This window comes from Pseudonocardia oroxyli (genome assembly GCF_900102195.1).
GTDB classification, from domain to species: Bacteria; Actinomycetota; Actinomycetes; order Mycobacteriales; family Pseudonocardiaceae; genus Pseudonocardia; species Pseudonocardia oroxyli.
This window is the reverse complement of the sequence record NZ_FNBE01000001.1, coordinates 280,833-298,841: the sequence shown is the minus strand read 5'-3', so window position 1 is coordinate 298,841 and position 18,009 is coordinate 280,833. Positions and strand designations below refer to the sequence as shown.

The window sequence follows — 18,009 nt, the reverse complement described above, 5'->3', positions numbered from 1 at the left end:
CGCGGACGGGCCACAATGAGCGGCATGCGTCACGTCGAGGGGATCGACACGGTCAAGCCCTACTCGGTGATCGGGCTGGGCACCTGGCAGTTCGGGTCGCGGGAGTGGGGCTACGGCGAGGACTTCGCCGCGGAGGCCCGGCGGATCGTCACCCGCGCCCGCGAGCTCGGGGTCACGGTGTTCGACACCGCGGAGGTCTACGGGTTCGGGCGCTCGGAGCGGATCCTGGGCCGGGCGCTGGCGGACTCCGGCGGCACCGAGGACGTCGTGGTCGCCACGAAGATCTTCCCCGTGCTGCCCACCGCCGCGGTCGTGCAGCAGCGGGGGGTGGCCAGCGCGCAGCGGCTCGGGGTGCGCACGCTCGACCTCTACCAGGTGCACCAGCCCAACCCGGTCGTCTCCGACGCCACGACCATGCGCGGCATGCGGGCGCTGCGGGACGTCGGCGTCGTCGACCAGGTCGGGGTGTCGAACTACCCGCTGAAGCGCTGGCGGTCGGCGGAGGTGCGCTTCGGCGCGCCGGTGCTGTCCAACCAGGTGCAGCTCAACCTGGTGCACCGCGGCCCGCTGGCCGAGATGCTGCCCTGGGCGCAGCGCACCGGGCACGTCGTGATCGCGTACAGCCCGCTGGCGCAGGGGCTGCTCTCCGGCCGCTACGACGCCGACCACCGCCCGGCCAACGGGGTGCGTGCCGCCAACGCGATGTTCCTGCCCGAGAACCTGGACGCCGCGAAGCCGCTGCTGGACACCCTGCGAGACGTCGCGTCCGGCCACGACGCGACCCCCGCTCAGGTCGCGCTGGCGTGGGTGGTGCACCAGCCCCACGTCGTCGCGATCCCGGGGGCGTCCAGTGTGGCCCAGCTGGAGAGCAATGTGGCCGCGGCGGACCTGCGCCTGTCCGACGAGGAGTACCGGGGCCTCACCGCGGCGGCCGAGGCCTACCAGCCGCTCGTCGGGATCCCGGCGATCCCCAAGCTCGTCGCGTCCCGTAGGCGTGGTTAGTCGGGTTTCGCTGCGCAGGTGAGTGACATTCGACCATCGCTCACATCCTGACGAACGGGGCTTCGCGGAGTTAGCGTTGCGGCGTGAGCAGCACCGTGGACACCCGGGGGCCCCTGTCCGCCGCACGGCGGGAGCACGACGCCGTCGTGGCCGGCCTGGTGCGGGCCTACCGGGCGGTCCCTCCCGGCACCCCGGTGCGGCTCGGCAAACGCACGTCGAACCTCTTCCGCTTCGGGGCCGGCACCGCGGGGGACACCGTCCACCTGGACACCTCCGGACTGACCGGGGTGATCGAGGTCGACGTGGCGGCCCGCACCGCGGACGTGCAGGGGATGTGCACCTACGAGGGCCTCGTCGCCGCGACCCTGCCGCACGGGCTCATGCCGCTGGTCGTCCCGCAGCTCAAGACGATCACCCTCGGCGGCGCGGTCACCGGCCTGGGCATCGAGTCGACCAGCTTCCGGCACGGCCTGCCGCACGAGTCCGTGCTCGAGATGGACGTGCTGGTCCCCTCCGGCGAGCTGGTCACCGCGGCCCCCACCGGCGCGCACGCGGACCTCTACGCCGCCTTCGCCAACTCCTACGGCACCCTCGGCTACGCGCTGCGGATCCGGATCGAGCTGCAGCCGGTCTCCCGGTACGTGCGGCTGCGCCACCACCGCTTCGGCACCGCGGAGGAGGCCACCGCCGCGCTGGGCGAGCTGGCGGGCACGGACATCGACTTCCTCGACGGCACCGTCTTCTCCCCGACCGAGCACTACGTCACGGTCGGCGAGTTCGTCGACGAGCCGACGCCCGGCGCCCGGGTCAGCGACTACACGGGCATGGAGGTGTTCTACCGCTCGCTGCAGACCCGCCCGGTCGACCACCTCACCACCCACGACTACCTGTGGCGCTGGGACACCGACTGGTTCTGGTGCTCGCGCGCCTTCGGGGTGCAGAACCCGGCGGTCCGCAGGCTCTGGCCCCGGCGCTACCGCCGGTCGGACGTCTACCGCAGGCTGGTCGCGCTCGACCAGCGCTACCAGGCGTCGAACGCCGTGCGCCGCCGCCTCGGGCACCCCGAGGAGGAGATGGTGATCCAGGACGTCGAGATCCCCACCCCGCGGCTGCCGGAGTTCCTGGCCGAGTTCCACGCCCACGTCGGCATCGCGCCGGTCTGGCTCTGCCCGCTGCAGCTGCGCGGCGACCGGACCTGGCCGCTCTACCCGATGAAGCCGCACACCCCGTACGTCAACGTCGGGTTCTGGTCGTCCGTCCCCGTCACCGGGGACAAGTGGCAGCACAACCGGTTCGTCGAGGACCTGGTCGCCCGGCTGGACGGCCACAAGAGCCTCTACTCCACCGTCCACTACGGCGAGGCGGAGTTCTGGGAGCGGTACAACGGTGCGGCGTACCGCGCCGTGAAGGAGCGGTACGACCCGCAGGGGCGGGTACCGGACCTGTTCAGGAAGGTCGGAGGGGGAGCATGAGGGTCGCTGAGGTCTTCGGACACGTCATCGGGCGGGACGCGCCGATCCGGCTGGTCGCCTACGACGGCAGCAAGTCCGGTCCGGACGACGCCGAGATCGCGCTGCGCATCGAGTCCCCGCGGGCGCTGGCCCGGCTCGCCTCGGCGCCCGGCACGCTGGGCCTGGCGCGCGCCTATGTGACGGGTGAGATCGATGTGGAGGGAGACCTCTACACGGCGCTGTCGTCCTTGTCGGACATCACGCTGCACGGGGTGTCGACGCTGGACTTCGGCAGGCTGCTGCGGACCGTGGGCCCGATCTGGCTGAAGTACCGGCCCGCCCCGCCGGAGCTGGAGGCGCGCCCGCGCGGGCGGCTGCACTCGAAGTTCCGGGACAGCCAGGCCATCTCGCACCACTACGACGTGTCCAACACCTTCTACGAGTGGGTGCTCGGGCCGTCGATGACCTACACCTGCGCGGCGTACCCGCACCCGGGTGCCACGCTCGAGGAGGCGCAGGAGACCAAGTACGACCTGGTCGCGCGCAAGCTCGCGCTGGAGCCGGGGATGCGCCTGCTGGACGTCGGGTGCGGGTGGGGCGGCATGGTCCGCCACGCCGCCCGGATGGGGGTGAAGGCGCTGGGCGTCACGCTGTCGCGCAACCAGGCCGAGTGGGCGCAGGAGGCGATCCGGCGCGAGGGGCTGGAGGAGTTCGCCGAGGTCCGGCACTCCGACTACCGGGACGTCGCGGAGTCCGGCTTCGACGCCGTCAGCTCCATCGGGCTCACCGAGCACATCGGCAAGCGGCAGCTGTCGTCCTACTTCGGGTTCCTGTACGGCAAGCTGCGGCCCGAGGGCAGGCTGCTCAACCACTGCATCACCCAGCCGCGGACCGTCAGCCACCTGCGCCGCGTCGACCCGTTCATCGACCGGTACGTCTTCCCGGACGGGCAGCTCGAGTCGCCGGGCCTGCTGATGACCGAGATGAACGACGCGGGCTTCGAGATCCGGCACGAGGAGAACCTGCGCGAGCACTACGCGATGACGCTGCGGGACTGGGGCGCCAACCTCGAGGAGCACTGGGACGAGGCGGTGGCCGAGGTGGGCATCGGACGCGCCCGGGTGTGGCGGCTGTACATGGCGGCGTGCCGGCTGGGTTTCGACCTGGACAACATCCAGCTCCACCAGATGCTCGGGGTGAGGCTCGGCGACCACGGCCGCTCCGGCATGCCGCTGCGCGGGTGGCGCGCCGAAGGGGTCTGGTAGCCGCGGCTCTGGTAGAGAAGGCGCTGTGCCCGACCGCAGGCCCGACCGTCTGAGCCCGCTCGACGCGTCGTTCCTCTTCATGGAGGAACGCACGACCGCCATGACCCTGGGCGCGGTCATGACCTTCGAACCGGAGGACGGCTTCTTCGACGTCGACGCGTTCGTCGACCTGATCGACTCCCGGCTCGACCTCGTGCCCCGGTACCGCCAGAAGGTCCGGGAGGTGCCGGGGCGGCTCGGCCTGCCGGTGTGGGTGGACGACCCGGACTTCGACCTGAGCTTCCACGTGCGGCGCTCGGCGCTGCCCGCGCCGGGCACGGACGAAGACCTGCGCGAGCTGGTGGGGCGGCTGCTGTCCCGCCAGCTCGACCGGTCCCGCCCGCTGTGGGAGATCTACGTGATCGAGGGCTTCGAGGAGTACCGGGTCGCCATCCTGACCAAGATCCACCACGCGATGGTCGACGGCATCGGCTCGATGGCCGTCGGCGGCCTGCTGCTCGACACCACGGCGCGGCCGCGGCCCGCGGAGGCGGGTGGGGAGCCCGGGTGGTCGCCGCGGCCGTCGCCGTCCGGGCTGGAGCTGGCCACCCAGGCCGTGCTGGAGAACATGCTGCGGCCGCGGTCCGCGGTCGACGCGCTGACCCGCTCCGCGCGAGACGTCCGGGAGGTCGCCTCCGCGGTGCGCCGGACCCTGGGCGGCGTCGCGGACGCGGTGCGCACCGCCAACCACGGCCGCTCGGTCTGGGCGCTCAACGCCCCGATCGGCACCCAGCGCCGGTTCGGCATGGCGCGGACCTCGCTGTTCGAGCACCGGATGATCCGGCGCAGGCACGGGGCGGGCGGCGGCACGGTGAACGACGTGGTGCTCGCCGTGGTGGCGGGTGCGTTGCGGCGCTGGCTGATCGCCCGCGGCGAGCCGATCTTCCCGGACTCCGTGGTGCGGGCGATGGTGCCGGTCAGCGTGCGCGGCCGCGGCCCCGGGTCCGACGGCGGCAACCGGATCTCCGCGGTGTTCGTCGAGCTGCCGGTGGGGGACCCGGACCCGGTGCGCAGGCTGCAGTCGATCGCGCGGCAGATGGAGGCGCGCAAGCGGTTCGGCCGCTCGGCGGGCACGACCGCGGTGGTCGGCCTGGCGTCCCTGGCCACCCCCGTCATGCACGAGATGGGGGCCCGGCTGTCGTCGAGGCTGTCGTCGAGGCTGTTCAACGTCGTCGTCACGCACGTGCCCGGCCCGCCGCGCCCGCTCTATGCGATGGGGGCGCGGATGCGGGACATGTACCCGGTGGTCCCGCTGGCCCACGGCCAGGCCGTCGCGATCGGCGTGACCAGCTACGACGGCACCGTCTGCTATGGCCTCGACGCGGACCGGGACGCCCTGCCGGACGTCGACGTGCTGGCCGAGGCCGTGAACGACTCGCTCGCCGAGCTCAAGGAGGCCCCCGCCGCCTGAGAGACCCGTGCGCGGCGATGGTCGCCCTGGCGACGATCGCCGCTCACGAGCCCTGAGCAGGGCCTCAGCGGGCGCGCAGGGCCTGCCGGGCGGCCTCGACGGCCTGGTGGGCGTAGCCGCCGCCGAAGAGCACGGCGTGGACCAGGAGCGGGAAGAGCTGGTGCAGCGGGACGCGGGCGGCCCGGCCGTCGGCGAGCGGTGCCACCTCGTCGTAGGCGGCGAGCACGGTGTCCAGGTGCGGCAGGCCGAACAGGGCGAGCATCGCCAGGTCGGTCTCGCGGTGCCCGCCGTGCGCCGCCGGGTCGATGAGCCACACCCCCGACGGGGACCACAGGACGTTGCCCGACCAGAGGTCGCCGTGCAGCCGGGCCGGGGGTTCGGGCGGGCCTGCGAGCTCCTCGATCCGGGTGCACACCTCCTCGACGGGTCCCGGGTCGGGCACGGCGTGCAGGTACGGGCGGATCCGGTGCTCGACGAACCAGGCGGGCCAGGTCGGACCGGGCTCGTTGCGCATCGCGGTGCCGCCGATCCGGGCGTCCACGGGGCCACCCGGCGGCGGCGACCCGCACGCCGGGGCGCCCGCGGCGTGCAGGGCGGCCAGCCGACGTCCGAACCCCTCGGCCGCCGCCCGCGTCGGGGTGCCCGCGGGGACCTCGGCCTCGACCAGCCAGTCCGCCTCCGCGGCGAGCACCTCGGGCACCGCGGGCCCGCCGGGGACCCGCAGCCACCGCAGGCCCGCCGCCTCCGCCGCGGCGCCGACGTCCCGCTTCACGACGACGGGGCGCCCGTCGGGCAGCACCGCCCGGCTCACCCCGCGCGGCGCCGCCGCGGGGTCGAACCCGAGCGGGCTCACAGTTCCTTGCGGACCCGCTCCAGCAGGCCGGGGGTGGCGGCCTCGATCATCCGCAGCACCTCGCCGAACCCGTCGGGGCCGCCGTAGTAGGGGTCGGGGACCTCGGCGTCGTCCGAGGCGGCGGGGTCGAAGGACCGCAGCAGGACGACGCGTCCGGGCTCGGGCACGGAGTCCCGCAGCGTCCGGCGGTGCCCCGCGTCCAGTGCGACGAGCACGTCCGCCGACAGCACGTGCGAGTCGACCTGGCGTGCGGTGTGCGCGGTGTCGTAGCCCTGCGCGGCGAGCTCGTCGGCGGCTCGCGGGTCCATCGGCTCGCCCGCGTGCCAGCCGCCGGTGCCCGCGCTGGTCACCGTGACGGCGTCGGCGAGCCCGGCCTCGTCGAGCGCGGCGCGGAACACCTTCTCGGCCATGGGGGAGCGGCAGATGTTCCCGGTACAGACGAAACTGACATGCACCCCGCAACCGTAAGGTGCCGGGGTATGACGGGCGTGACGGATGGACCGAAGGAGACTCATCCCACGGAGTCCGATTCACCCGTCGACACGCTCCGTCACCATGGTGACGTCGAAGCGTCATCGGGGCTGGTCGACTTCGCGGTGAACGTCCAGGGCGCGGCCCCGCCGCGGTGGCTGCGGGACCGGCTGGCCGCCGCGCTCGACGACCTCGCCCGCTACCCCTCCGCCGACCACGACCGCCGCGCCCGCGAGGCCGTGGCCGCGCGGCACGGCCGCGACCCCGGCGAGGTGCTGGTCCTGGCGGGCAGCGCCGAGGGGTTCGCGCTGCTGCCGGCGCTGCGCCCGCGGCTCGCGGCGATCGTGCACCCCGGGTTCACCGAGCCGGAGGCGGCGCTGCGGACGGCGGGGGTACCGGTCGCGCACGTGCTCACCACCGGTGACCACCGGCTGGACCCGGCGGCCGTGCCGGAGGAGGCCGACCTCGTCGTCGTCGGGAACCCGACGAACCCCACCGGGGTGCTCCACGCGAACCTGCGCGCGCTCGGCCGCCCCGGTCGGACCGTCCTGGTCGACGAGGCGTTCCTGGACGCGGTCCCGGGGGAGCCGGGGTCGATGGCGGGCGAGCCGGGCTTCCTCGTGTTCCGGTCGCTCACCAAGACCTGGGCGCTCGCGGGGCTGCGCGCGGGCTACGCCCTCGGCGCCCCCGACCTGCTCGCCCGGCTCGCCGCGCCCAGACCACAGTGGCCGGTCGGCACGCTCGCGCTGGAGGCCGTGATCGCCTGCTCCGAGCCCGCCGCCGTCGCCGAGGCGGCCGCGATGGCGGGCACGCTGGCGGCCCACCGCGCGCACCAGGCCGCGGCGCTCGCCGCGCTGCCCGGCGTCGAGGTGCTGCCCGGGGTGGCCCCCTACCTGCTCCTGCGCGTCCCGGTCGGCACCCGGGAGCGGTTGCGGGACAAGGGGATCGCGGTCCGGCGGGGGGACACCTTCCCGGGCCTGGGACCCGAGTACGTCCGGGTGGCGGTCCGGGAACCCGCGCGGGTGGCCGTCCTGGTCGAGGCGCTGCGGGCCGTGCTGGTAGGTGTAGCAGCATGACCACGTTGGCGGAGATCACCGCCGTCCTGGAGGCCGCCTACCCGCCCGCCCTCGCCGAGGACTGGGACGCGGTCGGCCTGGTCTGTGGGGACCCCGCCGAGCCGGTCTCGTCGGTCCTGTTCGCGGTCGACGCGGTGCCCGAGACCGTCGACGAGGCGATCGAGACCGGGGCCCAGCTCCTGGTCACCCACCATCCGCTGCTGTTGCGCGGCGTGCACGGCGTTGGGGCCGACACCCCCAAGGGGGCGCTGCTGCACCGGCTGATCCGCAACGGCGTCGGGCTCTACACCGCCCACACCAACGCCGACTCGGCCGACCCGGGCGTCAACGACGCCCTCGCCGAGGCGCTCGGGCTCACCGTGACGGGCCCGCTGCGGCCCAAGCCCGCCGACCCGCTCGACAAGATCGTCGCGTTCGTGCCCACCGGTGCGGCGATCCGCGCGGTCCACGAGGCGCTCTCGGCGGCGGGCGCGGGTGAGATCGGCGACTACTCGCACTGCTCCTTCGCCACCGCCGGGACCGGCCAGTTCCTCCCGCACGCGGGGGCGAACCCGGCGATCGGCGAGGTGGGGCGGCTGGAGCGGGTCGCCGAGACGCGCCTGGAGATGGTATTGCCGCGCCACCGCAGGCGGGCCGTCGTCGAGGCGCTGCGCGCGAGCCACCCCTACGAGGAACCGGCGTTCGACGTCCTGGAGCTGGCCGAGCTGCCGAGTCGCCGGGGTCTCGGGCGGGTCGGCACGATCGCGCCGGAGCCGTTGTCCACCTTCACCTCCCGGGTCGCCGCGGCGCTGCCGGAGACGGCGTGGGGGGTGCGGGCGGCGGGGGACCCGGACCGGGTCGTCGAGCGGGTGGCGGTGTGCGGCGGCGCGGGGGACTCGGCGCTCTCCGCGGCGGTCGCGGCCGGTGTGGACGCCTACGTGACCGCGGACCTGCGCCACCATCCCGCGTCGGAGCACCTGCTCGCAGGCGGGCCCGCACTGGTGGACGTGGCGCACTGGGCGTCGGAGTGGCCGTGGTGCGCGCAGGCGGCGGCGGTGATCGACAAGGAGCTGGGGGGTAGCGTCGACACGCGGGTCTCGACGATCCGGACCGATCCCTGGACCCTCGGGAGGAACGCGTGAAGGCCGCACCCGCCGCGCAGAAGCGGCTGCTCGACCTGGCCGGGGTCGACGCCGAGCTGACCCGGCTCGCCCACCGCCGTCGGGCGCTGCCCGAGCACGCCGAGCTGACCGCGGCCGAGGGTGCCGTCCGGGCGGCCAAGGACGCCCTGGTCGAGGCCGAGACGGCGGCCGGGGACCTGGACCGGGACATCACGCGGCTGGAACGGGACATCGACGGCGTCCGGGCCCGGACCGACCGGGACAAGACCCTGCTCGCGGGCGGCATCGGGGCCAAGCAGGCGCAGGACCTGCAGCACGAGCTGGAGACCCTCGCCCGCCGCCAGTCCACCCTGGAGGACGAGCAGCTCGAGGTCATGGAGCAGCGGGAGGCGTTGGGCGGCAACCTCGACCACGCCCGCCGGGTGCTGGCGGAGTCCGAGGAGGCGCTGGCCGCCGTCACCGTGCGGCGGGACACCGCGCTCGCCGATCTCGACGCCGCCGAGGCGGGCCGGACCCGGGACCGGGCCGCGATCCTGCCGGACCTGCCCGCGGACCTGCTCGCCGAGTACGAGGCCCGGCACGCGCAGGGCAAGGTCGGGGCCGGGCTGCTGCGGGAGCGGCGCTGCGGGGCCTGTCGGCTGGAGCTGGACCGGACCTTCCTCGGCAGGCTGAAGGCCGCGGCGCCGGAGGACGTGGTGCACTGCGAGGAGTGCGGCGCGATCCTGGTCCGCACGGGGGAGTCGGGATTGTGAGTGCGCCCTCCGGCTCGGCGGCGTGGAGCGGTCAGCGCGGTGCCGTCAGCAGGCTGTTGTTGCTGCGCCACGGCCAGACCCCGCTCTCGGTGGAGAGGCGCTACTCGGGGCTCGGTGATCCCGCGCTGACCGATCTCGGGCTCGCCCAGGCGGACGCCGCCGCCGAGCGGATGGCGGCCCGCGGCGGCATCGACGCGATCCTCTGCTCGCCGCTGCTGCGGGCCCGGCAGACCGCCGAGGCCGTGTCCAAGGCGATCGACGTGCCGGTCGAGGTGCGGGCGGGTCTGATCGAGACGGACTTCGGCTCCTGGGAGGGGCTGACGTTCCTCGAGGCCCGCGAGCGCGATCCGGAGCTCTTCGGGCGGTGGCTGGGCAGCGCGGACGTGGCGCCGCCCGGGGGCGAGAGCTTCGAGACCGCGGGTGCGCGGGTGGACACGGCCCTCACCGAGATCGTCGCGGAGTTCGGCGGGCGGACGGTGCTGCTGGTCAGCCACGTCACGCCGATCAAGCTGATCCTGCAGACCGCGCTGGGTGTCGGCGAGTCGATCCTCTACCGGCTGCACCTGGACCTGGCGTCGCTCTCGGTCGCGGACTTCTTCTCCGACGGCAACGCCACCGTCCGGCTCGTCAACGACACCTCGCACCTGGGCGGCCCGGACTCCCCGCGGCTCAGGTGACCAGCCACAGCGCCACGGTCGAGGCGGCCAGGCAGACCGGCACGGTCAGCAGGCCGAGCACGGTGAACGTGGCCAGGCGCGGGGGCGTCGGGAGGATCCGGCGCCACAGCAGGGTGGCCAGCGACCCCACGTAGGTCAGGTTCGGCCCGATGTTCACCCCGAGCAGCAGGGCCAGGACCAGCGCCGGGGCGGGCGCGGGCCCCAGCGCGGCGAGCAGGACGAGGGTCGCGGGCAGGTTGTTGACCAGGTTCGCCAGGACCGCGGCGAGCCCGGCCACCGTCAGCAGCTCGACCAGACCCGTCGTCGTCGGGAGGAGCCCGGCGAGGGCGTCGGAGAGGCCGTGGGCGCTGACCCCGGCCACCACCACGCCCAGGGCGAGGACGAACAGGCAGAACAACGGCGACGTCCCGGCCACGAGCCCGCGCACGGTCGTCTCGCGGCGGACCAGGGCCCGGACCGCGAGGACCAGCGCGCCCGCGCTCGCGATCCACACCGGTTCGACGCCCAGGTACCCCGACACCCCGAACCCGGCGAGGGTCAGCCCGAGCACGACCAGCGCGAACCGCGGGGTCGGCAGGTCCGGCGGGGTGGGGGTCTCGGCGTCCGGCAGGTCGCGGCGGAAGAACCACCGCAGCACGCCGTACTCGATCGCCAGCGTGACCAGCCAGGGCAGCGCCATGAGCGCCGCGAACCCGACGAACGTCAGCCCGGAGGCCTCGAACACCAGCAGGTTGGTGAGGTTCGAGACCGGCAGGAGCAGCGAACCCGCGTTCGACAGGTGCACGCAGGCGTAGGCGTGCGGGCGGTTCGGGACGCGCAGCCGGGCGGTGGTCGCCAGCACGACGGGGGTCAGCAGGACGACGGTCGCGTCCAGGCTGAGCACCGTCGTCACGCCCGTGGCGGCGAGGAAGACCAGGGTGAACAGCCGCCGCGCCCGTCCGTGCGAGGTGTGCGCGAGCCGGGCGCCGAGCCAGGCGAACACCCCCTCGGCCTCCGCGAGCCTGCCCAGCAGCAGGATCGCGGCGAGGAACCCGACGGTCGGGCCGAGCTCGGCGACCTCGGCCCGGGCCGCGTCCCAGGGCAGCACGCCGAGCAGCACGGTCAGCACGGCGGCCGGGACGGCGACCACCGCCTCCGGCACGGGGCGGAGCACGGCGACGACGAGGACGACCGCGAGCAGCGCGACGGCCAGGACGGTCATGTGACCAGCAGGTACACGCCCACGGCCAGCCCGAGCGCCACCACGCACCAGCGCAGCACCGCCTCCGGCAGCCGACGCGCGACGCGGGCCCCGACATACCCGCCGATCAACGTCGTGGGCGCCACCACCGCCACGGCGGTCCAGTCGACCGGCGCCCCCAGGCTGAAGATCACCACGGTGACGGTGGCGGCGACCAGCGAGAGCACGCCCTTGAGCGCGTTGAGCCGGACCAGCCGGTCGTGCGCGAGCAGGGAGAGCGTGGAGATCAGGATGACGCCCAGCGCCCCGCCGAAGTAGCCGCCGTAGATCCCGGCCAGGAACATCACCGGGAGCAGCCAGATCCGGTCGCGCGGCTCCGCGGCGCCGTCGCCGGGCGCCCCGATCCACCGCTTGATCCGCGGGCCGAGCGCCATCAGCACGCTCGCCGCGATCACCAGGACGGGGACGACGGCGTCGAACACGCTCGCCGGCAGGGTCAGGAGCAGGACGCAGCCGACCACCGACCCGAGCGCCGCCGCGATGCTCGTCGACACGATGCGCCGCCGCTGCCCCTGCAGCTCCCGGCGGTTGCCCAGGACGATCCCGGCGTACCCCGGCCACTGCGCCACGGAGTTGGTGACGTTCGCGGCGAGCGGGTTCAGCCCCACGGCCAACAGCGCGGGGAAGACCAGCAGGGACCCGCCGCCCGCGACGGCGTTCACCGCCCCCGCCACCAGCCCCGCCACCACGAGGAAGACGAGCTGACCCGGCGTCGCATGCACGGCGAAACCCTAACCGCGCGAGCCCACGGACGCGGAGTCCGCCTCGACCGGTAGAGTCGCCGACGCGGACGAGCAGGCCGGGCGGCCGCGTCTCCCCCTCGTCGTTCGCGGCGGCGGGGAGCCGAGGAAAGTCCGGGCTCCGCAGGGCAGGGTGGTTCGCTAACGGCAACCCGGGGTGACCCGCGGGACAGTGCCACAGAGAACAGACCGCCACCCGGCCTCCGGGCCGGGCGGTAAGGGTGAAACGGTGGTGTAAGAGACCACCAGCACCCCGGGTGACCGGGGTGGCTCGGTAAACCCCACCCGGAGCAAGGCCAAAAGGTGCTCCCCAGGGAGCACTGCGCAGGTGTTCGAGGACGGCCCGTCCGAGCCTGCGGGTAGGCCGCTCGAGCCTGCCGGTGACGGCAGGCCTAGATGGATGGTCGCCGAACGGGTGTCGCGAGACACCCGGGAACAGAACCCGGCTTACAGGCCTGCTCGTCCCTCCCAAGCCTCTGAGCTGCGGAAACGGCTTCGAAGATCTGGGGCACAAGAAGCGTGGTCTTGGGCGCGGTGAAGATCGTCTTCTGCGCGATCGCGTGATCGTCAGGGACGGCCGAGCGTCGAGTCGACGGCCTCGCGCGTGCGGCCACTCGGGGCCGGGGGTCGGGCGCAGCCGGCGTGCGCCTTCGGGCCCGGACGGTGGAGGATCAGCCGGTGCCCCCGGATCACCCGACGCCGCACCTCCTGCTGGACCTCGCAGTCGTCGCGCGCCGGTACGCCGAGCTGTCCGCGCTGTTCGGCGAGGTGCGCTACGCGGTGAAGGCGTGCCCGGAGCCCGCGGTGCTCCGCATGCTCGTCGAGTCGGGGTGCGGGTTCGATGTCGCCTCCAGCGCCGAGGTCGAGCTGTGCCTGGCCGTGGGCGCCGACCCGGCGACGATCAGCCACGGCAACCCCGTCCGCGGGCCCGGCGAGGCGGTGTGGGCCGCCGAGCGGGGCGTGCGCCGGTTCGTGACCGACAGCGCCGAGGACCGTGCGCTGCTTGCGCTACTCCCGATGGACGTCGAGGTGCTGGTCCGGGTGCTGGTGGCCGACGCCGGCTCTGCGACCCCCTTTCTCGGCAAGTTCGGCGCGGCCCCCGCGGAGGCGGCGCGGCTGGCGCGCGGGGCGGCCGGGATCGCCCTCCACGTGGGCTCGCAGCAGGTCCGCCCCGAGGCGTTCGCGGCGGGGGTGCGGGTCGCGCTGGAGGTCGCGGAGCGGGCCGGGATCGCGGACCCGATCATCGACGTCGGCGGGGGGTTGCCCGTGGCGTACCGCTCGCCGGTTCCGTCGCTGTCCGAGTTCGCGGAGGCCGTGCACGAGGCCGCGGGCGGGGCGCGGATCGTCGTCGAGCCCGGCCGCGCGTTGGTCGCCGAGGCCGGGACCCTGCGCACCCGGGTGCTGCGCGTCTCCCGACGCCCGGGGATCGACCACCGCCGCTGGGTCTACCTCGACTGTGGCCGCTACCAGGGTCTGGCGGAGACCGAGGGGGAGGCGATCGCGTACCCGGTGCGGGTGCCCGGGCGGTCGGGCCCGTGTGGTCCGGTCGTGCTCGCGGGCCCGACCTGCGATGGTGACGATGTGCTCTACCGCCGTACTCCCGTCGTGCTCCCGCTGGACCTCGTCGCCGGGGACGTGGTCGACCTGCTGCACGCGGGGGCCTACACCGCCAGCTACTCGAGTGTGGGGTTCAACGGGTTCGGACCGCTTGTCGTGCATGTTGTGGAGTAGGGCGATGCGCACCTCCCCGCCAGGACCGTCCGGTCGCCACGTGCTCGCCGAGTTGCGCGGGGTCGACCCCGCGCTGCTCGACGACGCCGCGGGCCTCGTCCACGCCCTGCGCACCTCGCTGCTCGGTGCCGGCGCGGACGTCCGGCAGATGGCGGTCGAGGCGTTCACCCCGCAGGGGGTCACGGTGGTCGCACTGCTCGCCGAGTCGCACGCCTCGCTGCACACCTGGCCGGAGCACGGGACCGCCCTGGTGGACGTGTTCACCTGCGGCGACGCCGCAGACCCGGAACTCGCCGTGCGCACGCTCGCCCGCACCCTGGGCGCAACCGGTCTGGTCTCGCGCGTGGTCTCCCGCGGCGGCACCGAGGTCGTCGAGGCGCTGTCGGCAGGTGTGACCCGTACCTGGGCCGTCGAGGGCGTCCGGGCGCGGGTACGGACCGCCTGGCAGGAGGTGCTGATCGCGGACACCGCGCAGGGCGTCACCCTCTTCTGCGACGACGAGCGGCAGAGCGCCGAGCACACCCAGCTCACCTACCACGAGGCACTGTTCGTGCCTGCCGCGCTGCTGGCCGACCGTCGCGAGCGGGTCCTGGTGGTCGGCTCCAGCGAGGGGGTGGTGAGCGAGCTCGCGGTGGCCTGCGGTGCCCGCACGGTGGACCACGTCGACCTGGACGAGGAGTGCGTGCGACTCTGCGCCGAGCACCTCCCTTACGGCTACTCGCCCGCGGAGCTGGCCGCCGCGGAGCGGGGGAGCGGTCCGGTCCGGATGCACTTCGCGGACGGGCTGGCCTTCGTGGCGGAGGCGACCGAGCAGTGGGACGTGATCGTCGTCGACCTGCCGGACGAGCGGCCCGACGATCCGTCGGCCCAGCTCAACCGGTTGTACTCCGAGGACTTCCTGACGGACTGCGCGGGTCGGCTGCGCCCCGGCGGGGTGGTCGTGGCGCAGGCGGGCAGCCCGGCGGTCTGGCGAGACGGGACCCTGCGCGCGGCCTGGGCGCGGTTCTCTTCGGTGTTCGCGCAGACGGTGTACGCGGGCTGTCCGGAGCACGAGTGGGCGTTCCTGTGTGGACTCATGCGGCCGATCGTCGACCCCGGCGGCATGGCCGCCAGGCGGCTGGCCGAGCTCCCGTACACACCGGCCACCTTGGACGCGGACGATCTGCGCGCCCGCACCGTCGCGCCCTCGCCCCTGCGTTCTCATCGGAGTTCGTCGACGGCGTTCTGACGTACTGTCCACGCTCGGTGGTGATCCTCGAGACAGGTGCTGGACCGGGTCAGCGGGAAGTGGGCCATCGGCGTGCTCACGCTCACCGGGGCGGAGGAGGTCGTCCGCTTCACCGAGTTCGAACGCGGCATCCCGGGCATCAGCAGGCAGATGCTCACCCTGACCCTGCGGAACCTGGAACGGGACGGGTTGCTGACGCGCACGGTCTACGCCACGGTCTCGCCCAGGACGGAGTGGCGGCGACCACGGTGCGGTTCCGGAAGAGACGCAGTGGCACGAGCGGGTCCCGGGTGCGGGACTCGACCAGCACGAACACACCCACCAGCAGCACGCCGAGCACCGCGCGCCGAGACCGCGCGCCGTGAGCCACCCGATCTCGGGTCCGGACACCAGACCGAGCACGACCAGGGTGAACCCCGCGGTGGCGAGCACGGCCCCCGGGAGGTCGAACCCACCCGTGCCGACGGCCTGGTCGCGGCCGAGCAGCAGCGGGGTCGCGGCCAGCGCGACCGCCGTCAGCGGCACGTTGACGAAGAAGACCCACTCCCAGCCGAGGAGGCTGGTGAGCACCCCGCCGCCGAGGGCGCCGACCGCGGCGCCGGTCGCGCCCGCCGCGGCCCCAGATCGCGAGTGCCCTGGTGCGCGCGGGCCCCTCCGCGAAGTGCGCGGTGACGAGCTTCAGGGTCGACGGGGTCAGCAGCGCGGCGCCGAGGCCCTGTACCGCGCGGGCGAGCACGAGCATGGCCGGGCCCCCGGCCAGCCCGCCCGCCGAGCAGGAGGAAGCCCCCGAGCACGACGGTGAAGGCGCTCACGACCGTCTGCAGCGACTGCTCGGAGAAGCCGAGGTCGCGGCCGATCTCGGGGAGCGCCACGACCACGATGACGAAGTCGATGGCGGTCATGAACTGGGCGAAGGCGAGCAGGGCCAGGGTGGGCCCCGGCCGGGGTCGGGGCGAGACGGGGCGGCGGACACCGGGGTCACTTCGTCGAGACGGGTCGTGATGCCCGAGCCTCGGTGGCCTCCTCGACCGGCAGAGGAGGGAACATGCCGGTGGTCCGGGGAACAGCGATGTGACCGTCCTGGTCGACCAGGTCCGGCAGACGCGCACCATGACCGGGATCACGTCCGTGCCGGGAGGGTCCTCGATGCCGATGCCGATGCCGATGGCCGTGGCTCCGGAGCGGGGGAGGGGTGGCGACGTGGTGCGTGGCGGATCAGCAGTGATGCGGATCGACGGTCCCCGGCACGGATCGGACGAGGCCGTCGGCCAGCCCACATGCGGTGGCCTCCTCGTGGGTGAACGGTTCTGTGGGGTCGTCTCGGAGCGCCTGCAGGACGACGAGTGCGGCGAGGCGACGTTCGTCGGCGTCCCGCAGCTGCCAGGTCCACGAGCCGCCGACGGGGCGGACGAACGCCCCCTGCGTCGGAGCGGAACAGGCTCCTGCGATGACCGACCACGAGCCGGGGCCACGGTCGGTTCGTCGAGCGCGCAGGTGATCGCGCGGATCGCCGTCGGTGCGGCAGTCGAGCCCGGCCCGCCGGACGATCATGGCGACGAGTTCGAGGTCCGGGCCCGCCCGGTGGGGGAGCGGGTCGACGTCCTCGCCCGGGTCGATGTCGAGAGTCGGTACCGAGATCATGGCCTCATCGCTGTCGACGTGGGTGGCGGATCGCTGTGGATCCGGGCTCGCCGGTGCTCGGCTCTGCCCGTCAGTCCGGTGTGCTCGGGGCGGGCAGATCGCGCTGCGGCCAGCCGAGCAGCCGGGCACCCAGCGCGGCGGCGTGCACGGTGAACCGTTGCGCGGGGTCGGTCGGGTCGTAGCCGGTCAGCTCGGCGACACGCTCGAGACGGTAGGTGACGGCGCGCACGGACAGGTGCAGCGTGCGGGCGGTCTCGGTCACCACGCAGCCGGTGGCGAAGTAGGCGTCCAAGGTGGCCAGCAGGGGGCCTGCGCCGCCGCGTGCCCTGCTCAGCGGGCTGACCACCGCATGGACCAGGTCGGTGATCGCCGGCTGGTCCCGCAACAGGACCCGGTAGATCAGCAGGTCCTCGGCGCGCACGACGGGCATCTCCAGCCGCAGTCGCTCCGCCATCCCCAACGCTTCCCGGGCCTCCTCGTACGAGCGGGCGATGCCGTACGACCCCGGGTAGGGGCGGCCGACGGTGACCCGCCACGGCCCGCCGCGCGGTGCCCGCCGGAGATCGGCGTGCATCAGCTCTCCCAGGCCGCGCTGCCTGCCGGTCGGGGGTGTGGCGGGAGCGACGACGACGATGCTGCCGTCCTTGGTGGCGACGAGCACGTCACGGTCGCCGATGCCCTGCACGACGGCGCGTTCGAGGCTGCTCAACGCCGCTTCGGCGTCGGCGAGGCGCCCACTGGGTGCGGCCAGGGCGACCTGGTGGGGCTGGGCCATGTCCATCCCGAAGGGCTCGGCCCGCTCGACCAGCGCGCCGATGTCCGCATCGCCGCGCAGGAGGTCCTCGATGAGTTCGCGGCGCAGCGTCTCCTCACTGCGCATCATGTCGCGACGTGCGGCCGTGTAGCCCTCGGCGAGGCTGGCCACCGCGCGGTCGACCGCGCGCATGACGGCCTCCGCGGCGGTGGCGGTGGTGGCGCTGTCCGGGAACCTGGTGACGGTGGGCAGCTCGCGCCACAGCCGCCACGCGGCGGAGAGGTACAGCTGCACCGCGTTGCCCGCCGAGACCCCCATCTCGGCGGCGCGACGGCCGTTGAGCCCGACCGCGTCGAGCTCCGCCTTCTCCGGGCGGCGACCGGTGGTCGCGGCGTCGACGAGGACGGCGAGGAAGCCGCCGAGCAGCTCCACCGGCACTCCGCCCGCGCCCCGCCCGGCCTCCGCGGCCACCCGCTGCACCCATGCGGGGTCGGCGAGCGGCGCGGGGGCCGTCGGCGTCTTCTCCGGCGGACGGGTCATCTCATCTCTCTCTCGCTGGGCCTCACGAGTGTGCGTGA

The 18,009-nt window shown here is 74.2% G+C and carries 16 protein-coding genes, 1 other RNA gene and 1 pseudogene; 12 read left to right on the top strand and 6 right to left on the bottom strand.

Translation table 11 applies throughout. From position 1 onward, the window contains the following. Positions 1 to 24 precede the first annotated feature (24 nt). The 4 genes from BLS43_RS01445 (at position 25) to BLS43_RS01430 (ending at position 5,168) form a co-directional block, all read left to right on the top strand. Entirely contained in the window at positions 25 to 1,002 is a 978-nt protein-coding gene (locus tag BLS43_RS01445) for an aldo/keto reductase (RefSeq protein WP_093076089.1), read from the top strand. 83 nt (positions 1,003 to 1,085) lie between these two features. Then, positions 1,086 to 2,474: an FAD-binding oxidoreductase gene (locus BLS43_RS01440; protein WP_342741106.1), complete on the top strand. Its 1,389-nt coding sequence runs from the start codon at positions 1,086 to 1,088 to the stop codon at positions 2,472 to 2,474. Then, complete coding sequence (locus BLS43_RS01435; RefSeq protein WP_093075323.1) at positions 2,471 to 3,718, top strand: class I SAM-dependent methyltransferase; 1,248 nt, start codon at positions 2,471 to 2,473, stop codon at positions 3,716 to 3,718. The genes BLS43_RS01440 and BLS43_RS01435 overlap by 4 nt, the downstream gene beginning before the upstream one ends. 25 nt (positions 3,719 to 3,743) lie before the next feature. Next, positions 3,744 to 5,168 carry a WS/DGAT/MGAT family O-acyltransferase gene (locus BLS43_RS01430; protein ID WP_245707233.1) on the top strand — a complete coding sequence of 475 codons (1,425 nt, stop codon included), beginning with the start codon at positions 3,744 to 3,746 and terminating at the stop codon, positions 5,166 to 5,168. 64 nt (positions 5,169 to 5,232) lie between these two features. Here the strand turns inward: BLS43_RS01430 and BLS43_RS01425 are convergent, their stop codons facing one another. Continuing rightward, on the bottom strand, positions 5,233 to 6,021 hold the full coding sequence (locus tag BLS43_RS01425; RefSeq protein WP_093075320.1) for a fructosamine kinase family protein: 789 nt from the start codon (positions 6,019 to 6,021) through the stop codon (positions 5,233 to 5,235). After that, positions 6,018 to 6,431, bottom strand: coding sequence for a low molecular weight protein-tyrosine-phosphatase (locus tag BLS43_RS01420; RefSeq protein WP_425438521.1), 414 nt, complete (start codon positions 6,429 to 6,431; stop codon positions 6,018 to 6,020). Before BLS43_RS01420 ends, BLS43_RS01425 begins: the two co-directional genes overlap by 4 nt. 69 nt (positions 6,432 to 6,500) lie before the next feature. On the opposite strand from BLS43_RS01420, the gene cobC reads away from it, so the two are divergent. The 4 genes from cobC to BLS43_RS01400 are packed head-to-tail and all read left to right on the top strand — an operon-like array spanning position 6,501 to position 10,097. Further along, a complete protein-coding gene (gene cobC, locus BLS43_RS01415) occupies positions 6,501 to 7,568 on the top strand; it encodes an Rv2231c family histidinol phosphate aminotransferase CobC (RefSeq protein WP_093075317.1) in 1,068 nt (355 codons plus the stop codon). Next, positions 7,565 to 8,689 carry a Nif3-like dinuclear metal center hexameric protein gene (locus BLS43_RS01410; RefSeq protein WP_093075312.1) on the top strand — a complete coding sequence of 375 codons (1,125 nt, stop codon included), beginning with the start codon at positions 7,565 to 7,567 and terminating at the stop codon, positions 8,687 to 8,689. Before cobC ends, BLS43_RS01410 begins: the two co-directional genes overlap by 4 nt. Continuing rightward, on the top strand, positions 8,686 to 9,420 hold the full coding sequence (locus tag BLS43_RS30405) for a zinc ribbon domain-containing protein (protein ID WP_218129677.1): 735 nt from the start codon (positions 8,686 to 8,688) through the stop codon (positions 9,418 to 9,420). The genes BLS43_RS01410 and BLS43_RS30405 overlap by 4 nt, the downstream gene beginning before the upstream one ends. Beyond that, on the top strand, positions 9,417 to 10,097 hold the full coding sequence (locus BLS43_RS01400) for a histidine phosphatase family protein (protein ID WP_218129676.1): 681 nt from the start codon (positions 9,417 to 9,419) through the stop codon (positions 10,095 to 10,097). The genes BLS43_RS30405 and BLS43_RS01400 overlap by 4 nt, the downstream gene beginning before the upstream one ends. On the opposite strand, the gene BLS43_RS01395 is transcribed toward BLS43_RS01400, so the two are convergent. Continuing rightward, on the bottom strand, positions 10,090 to 11,298 hold the full coding sequence (locus BLS43_RS01395) for an SLC13 family permease (RefSeq protein ID WP_093075304.1): 1,209 nt from the start codon (positions 11,296 to 11,298) through the stop codon (positions 10,090 to 10,092). The two genes, BLS43_RS01400 and BLS43_RS01395, sit on opposite strands and share 8 nt — an antisense overlap. Next, positions 11,295 to 12,059 carry a sulfite exporter TauE/SafE family protein gene (locus tag BLS43_RS01390; RefSeq protein ID WP_093075299.1) on the bottom strand — a complete coding sequence of 255 codons (765 nt, stop codon included), beginning with the start codon at positions 12,057 to 12,059 and terminating at the stop codon, positions 11,295 to 11,297. The genes BLS43_RS01395 and BLS43_RS01390 overlap by 4 nt, the downstream gene beginning before the upstream one ends. A gap of 69 nt (positions 12,060 to 12,128) precedes the next feature. Between BLS43_RS01390 and rnpB the strand changes: the two genes are divergently transcribed. The 4 genes and pseudogenes from rnpB to BLS43_RS30810 all read left to right on the top strand — a co-directional run. Continuing rightward, an RNA gene (gene rnpB, locus BLS43_RS01385) (RNase P RNA component class A) lies at positions 12,129 to 12,543 on the top strand. A gap of 212 nt (positions 12,544 to 12,755) precedes the next feature. Then, entirely contained in the window at positions 12,756 to 13,808 is a 1,053-nt protein-coding gene (locus tag BLS43_RS01380) for a type III PLP-dependent enzyme domain-containing protein (RefSeq protein ID WP_245707232.1), read from the top strand. Positions 13,809 to 13,848: 40 nt separating this feature from the next. After that, positions 13,849 to 15,036 (top strand): adenosylmethionine decarboxylase, encoded by a 1,188-nt coding sequence (gene speD, locus BLS43_RS01375; protein WP_425438516.1) that lies wholly within the window; start codon positions 13,849 to 13,851, stop codon positions 15,034 to 15,036. A gap of 36 nt (positions 15,037 to 15,072) precedes the next feature. After that, positions 15,073 to 15,273: pseudogene (locus tag BLS43_RS30810) on the top strand (winged helix-turn-helix transcriptional regulator); the annotation flags it as partial. Between the two features lie 978 nt (positions 15,274 to 16,251). On the opposite strand, the gene BLS43_RS01365 reads toward BLS43_RS30810, so the two are convergent. Next, on the bottom strand, positions 16,252 to 16,677 hold the full coding sequence (locus BLS43_RS01365; RefSeq protein ID WP_093075282.1) for a hypothetical protein: 426 nt from the start codon (positions 16,675 to 16,677) through the stop codon (positions 16,252 to 16,254). A 70-nt stretch (positions 16,678 to 16,747) separates the two neighbouring features. Then, entirely contained in the window at positions 16,748 to 17,971 is a 1,224-nt protein-coding gene (locus BLS43_RS01360; RefSeq protein ID WP_093075277.1) for a PucR family transcriptional regulator, read from the bottom strand. Positions 17,972 to 18,009 lie beyond the last annotated feature (38 nt).

Excerpts from the sequence above, each read along its gene's own strand:
- BLS43_RS01445 (WP_093076089.1), top strand. The coding sequence starts at position 25 with ATGCGTCACGTCGAGGGGATCGACACGGTCAAGCCCTACTCGGTGATC.
- BLS43_RS01435 (WP_093075323.1), top strand. The coding sequence starts at position 2,471 with ATGAGGGTCGCTGAGGTCTTCGGACACGTCATCGGGCGGGACGCGCCG.
- BLS43_RS01420 (WP_425438521.1), bottom strand. The coding sequence starts at position 6,431 with ATGGCCGAGAAGGTGTTCCGCGCCGCGCTCGACGAGGCCGGGCTCGCC.
- cobC (WP_093075317.1), top strand. The coding sequence starts at position 6,501 with ATGACGGGCGTGACGGATGGACCGAAGGAGACTCATCCCACGGAGTCC.
- BLS43_RS01410 (WP_093075312.1), top strand. The coding sequence starts at position 7,565 with ATGACCACGTTGGCGGAGATCACCGCCGTCCTGGAGGCCGCCTACCCG.
- BLS43_RS01395 (WP_093075304.1), bottom strand. The coding sequence starts at position 11,298 with ATGACCGTCCTGGCCGTCGCGCTGCTCGCGGTCGTCCTCGTCGTCGCC.
- BLS43_RS01365 (WP_093075282.1), bottom strand. The coding sequence starts at position 16,677 with ATGATCTCGGTACCGACTCTCGACATCGACCCGGGCGAGGACGTCGAC.
- BLS43_RS01360 (WP_093075277.1), bottom strand. The coding sequence starts at position 17,971 with ATGACCCGTCCGCCGGAGAAGACGCCGACGGCCCCCGCGCCGCTCGCC.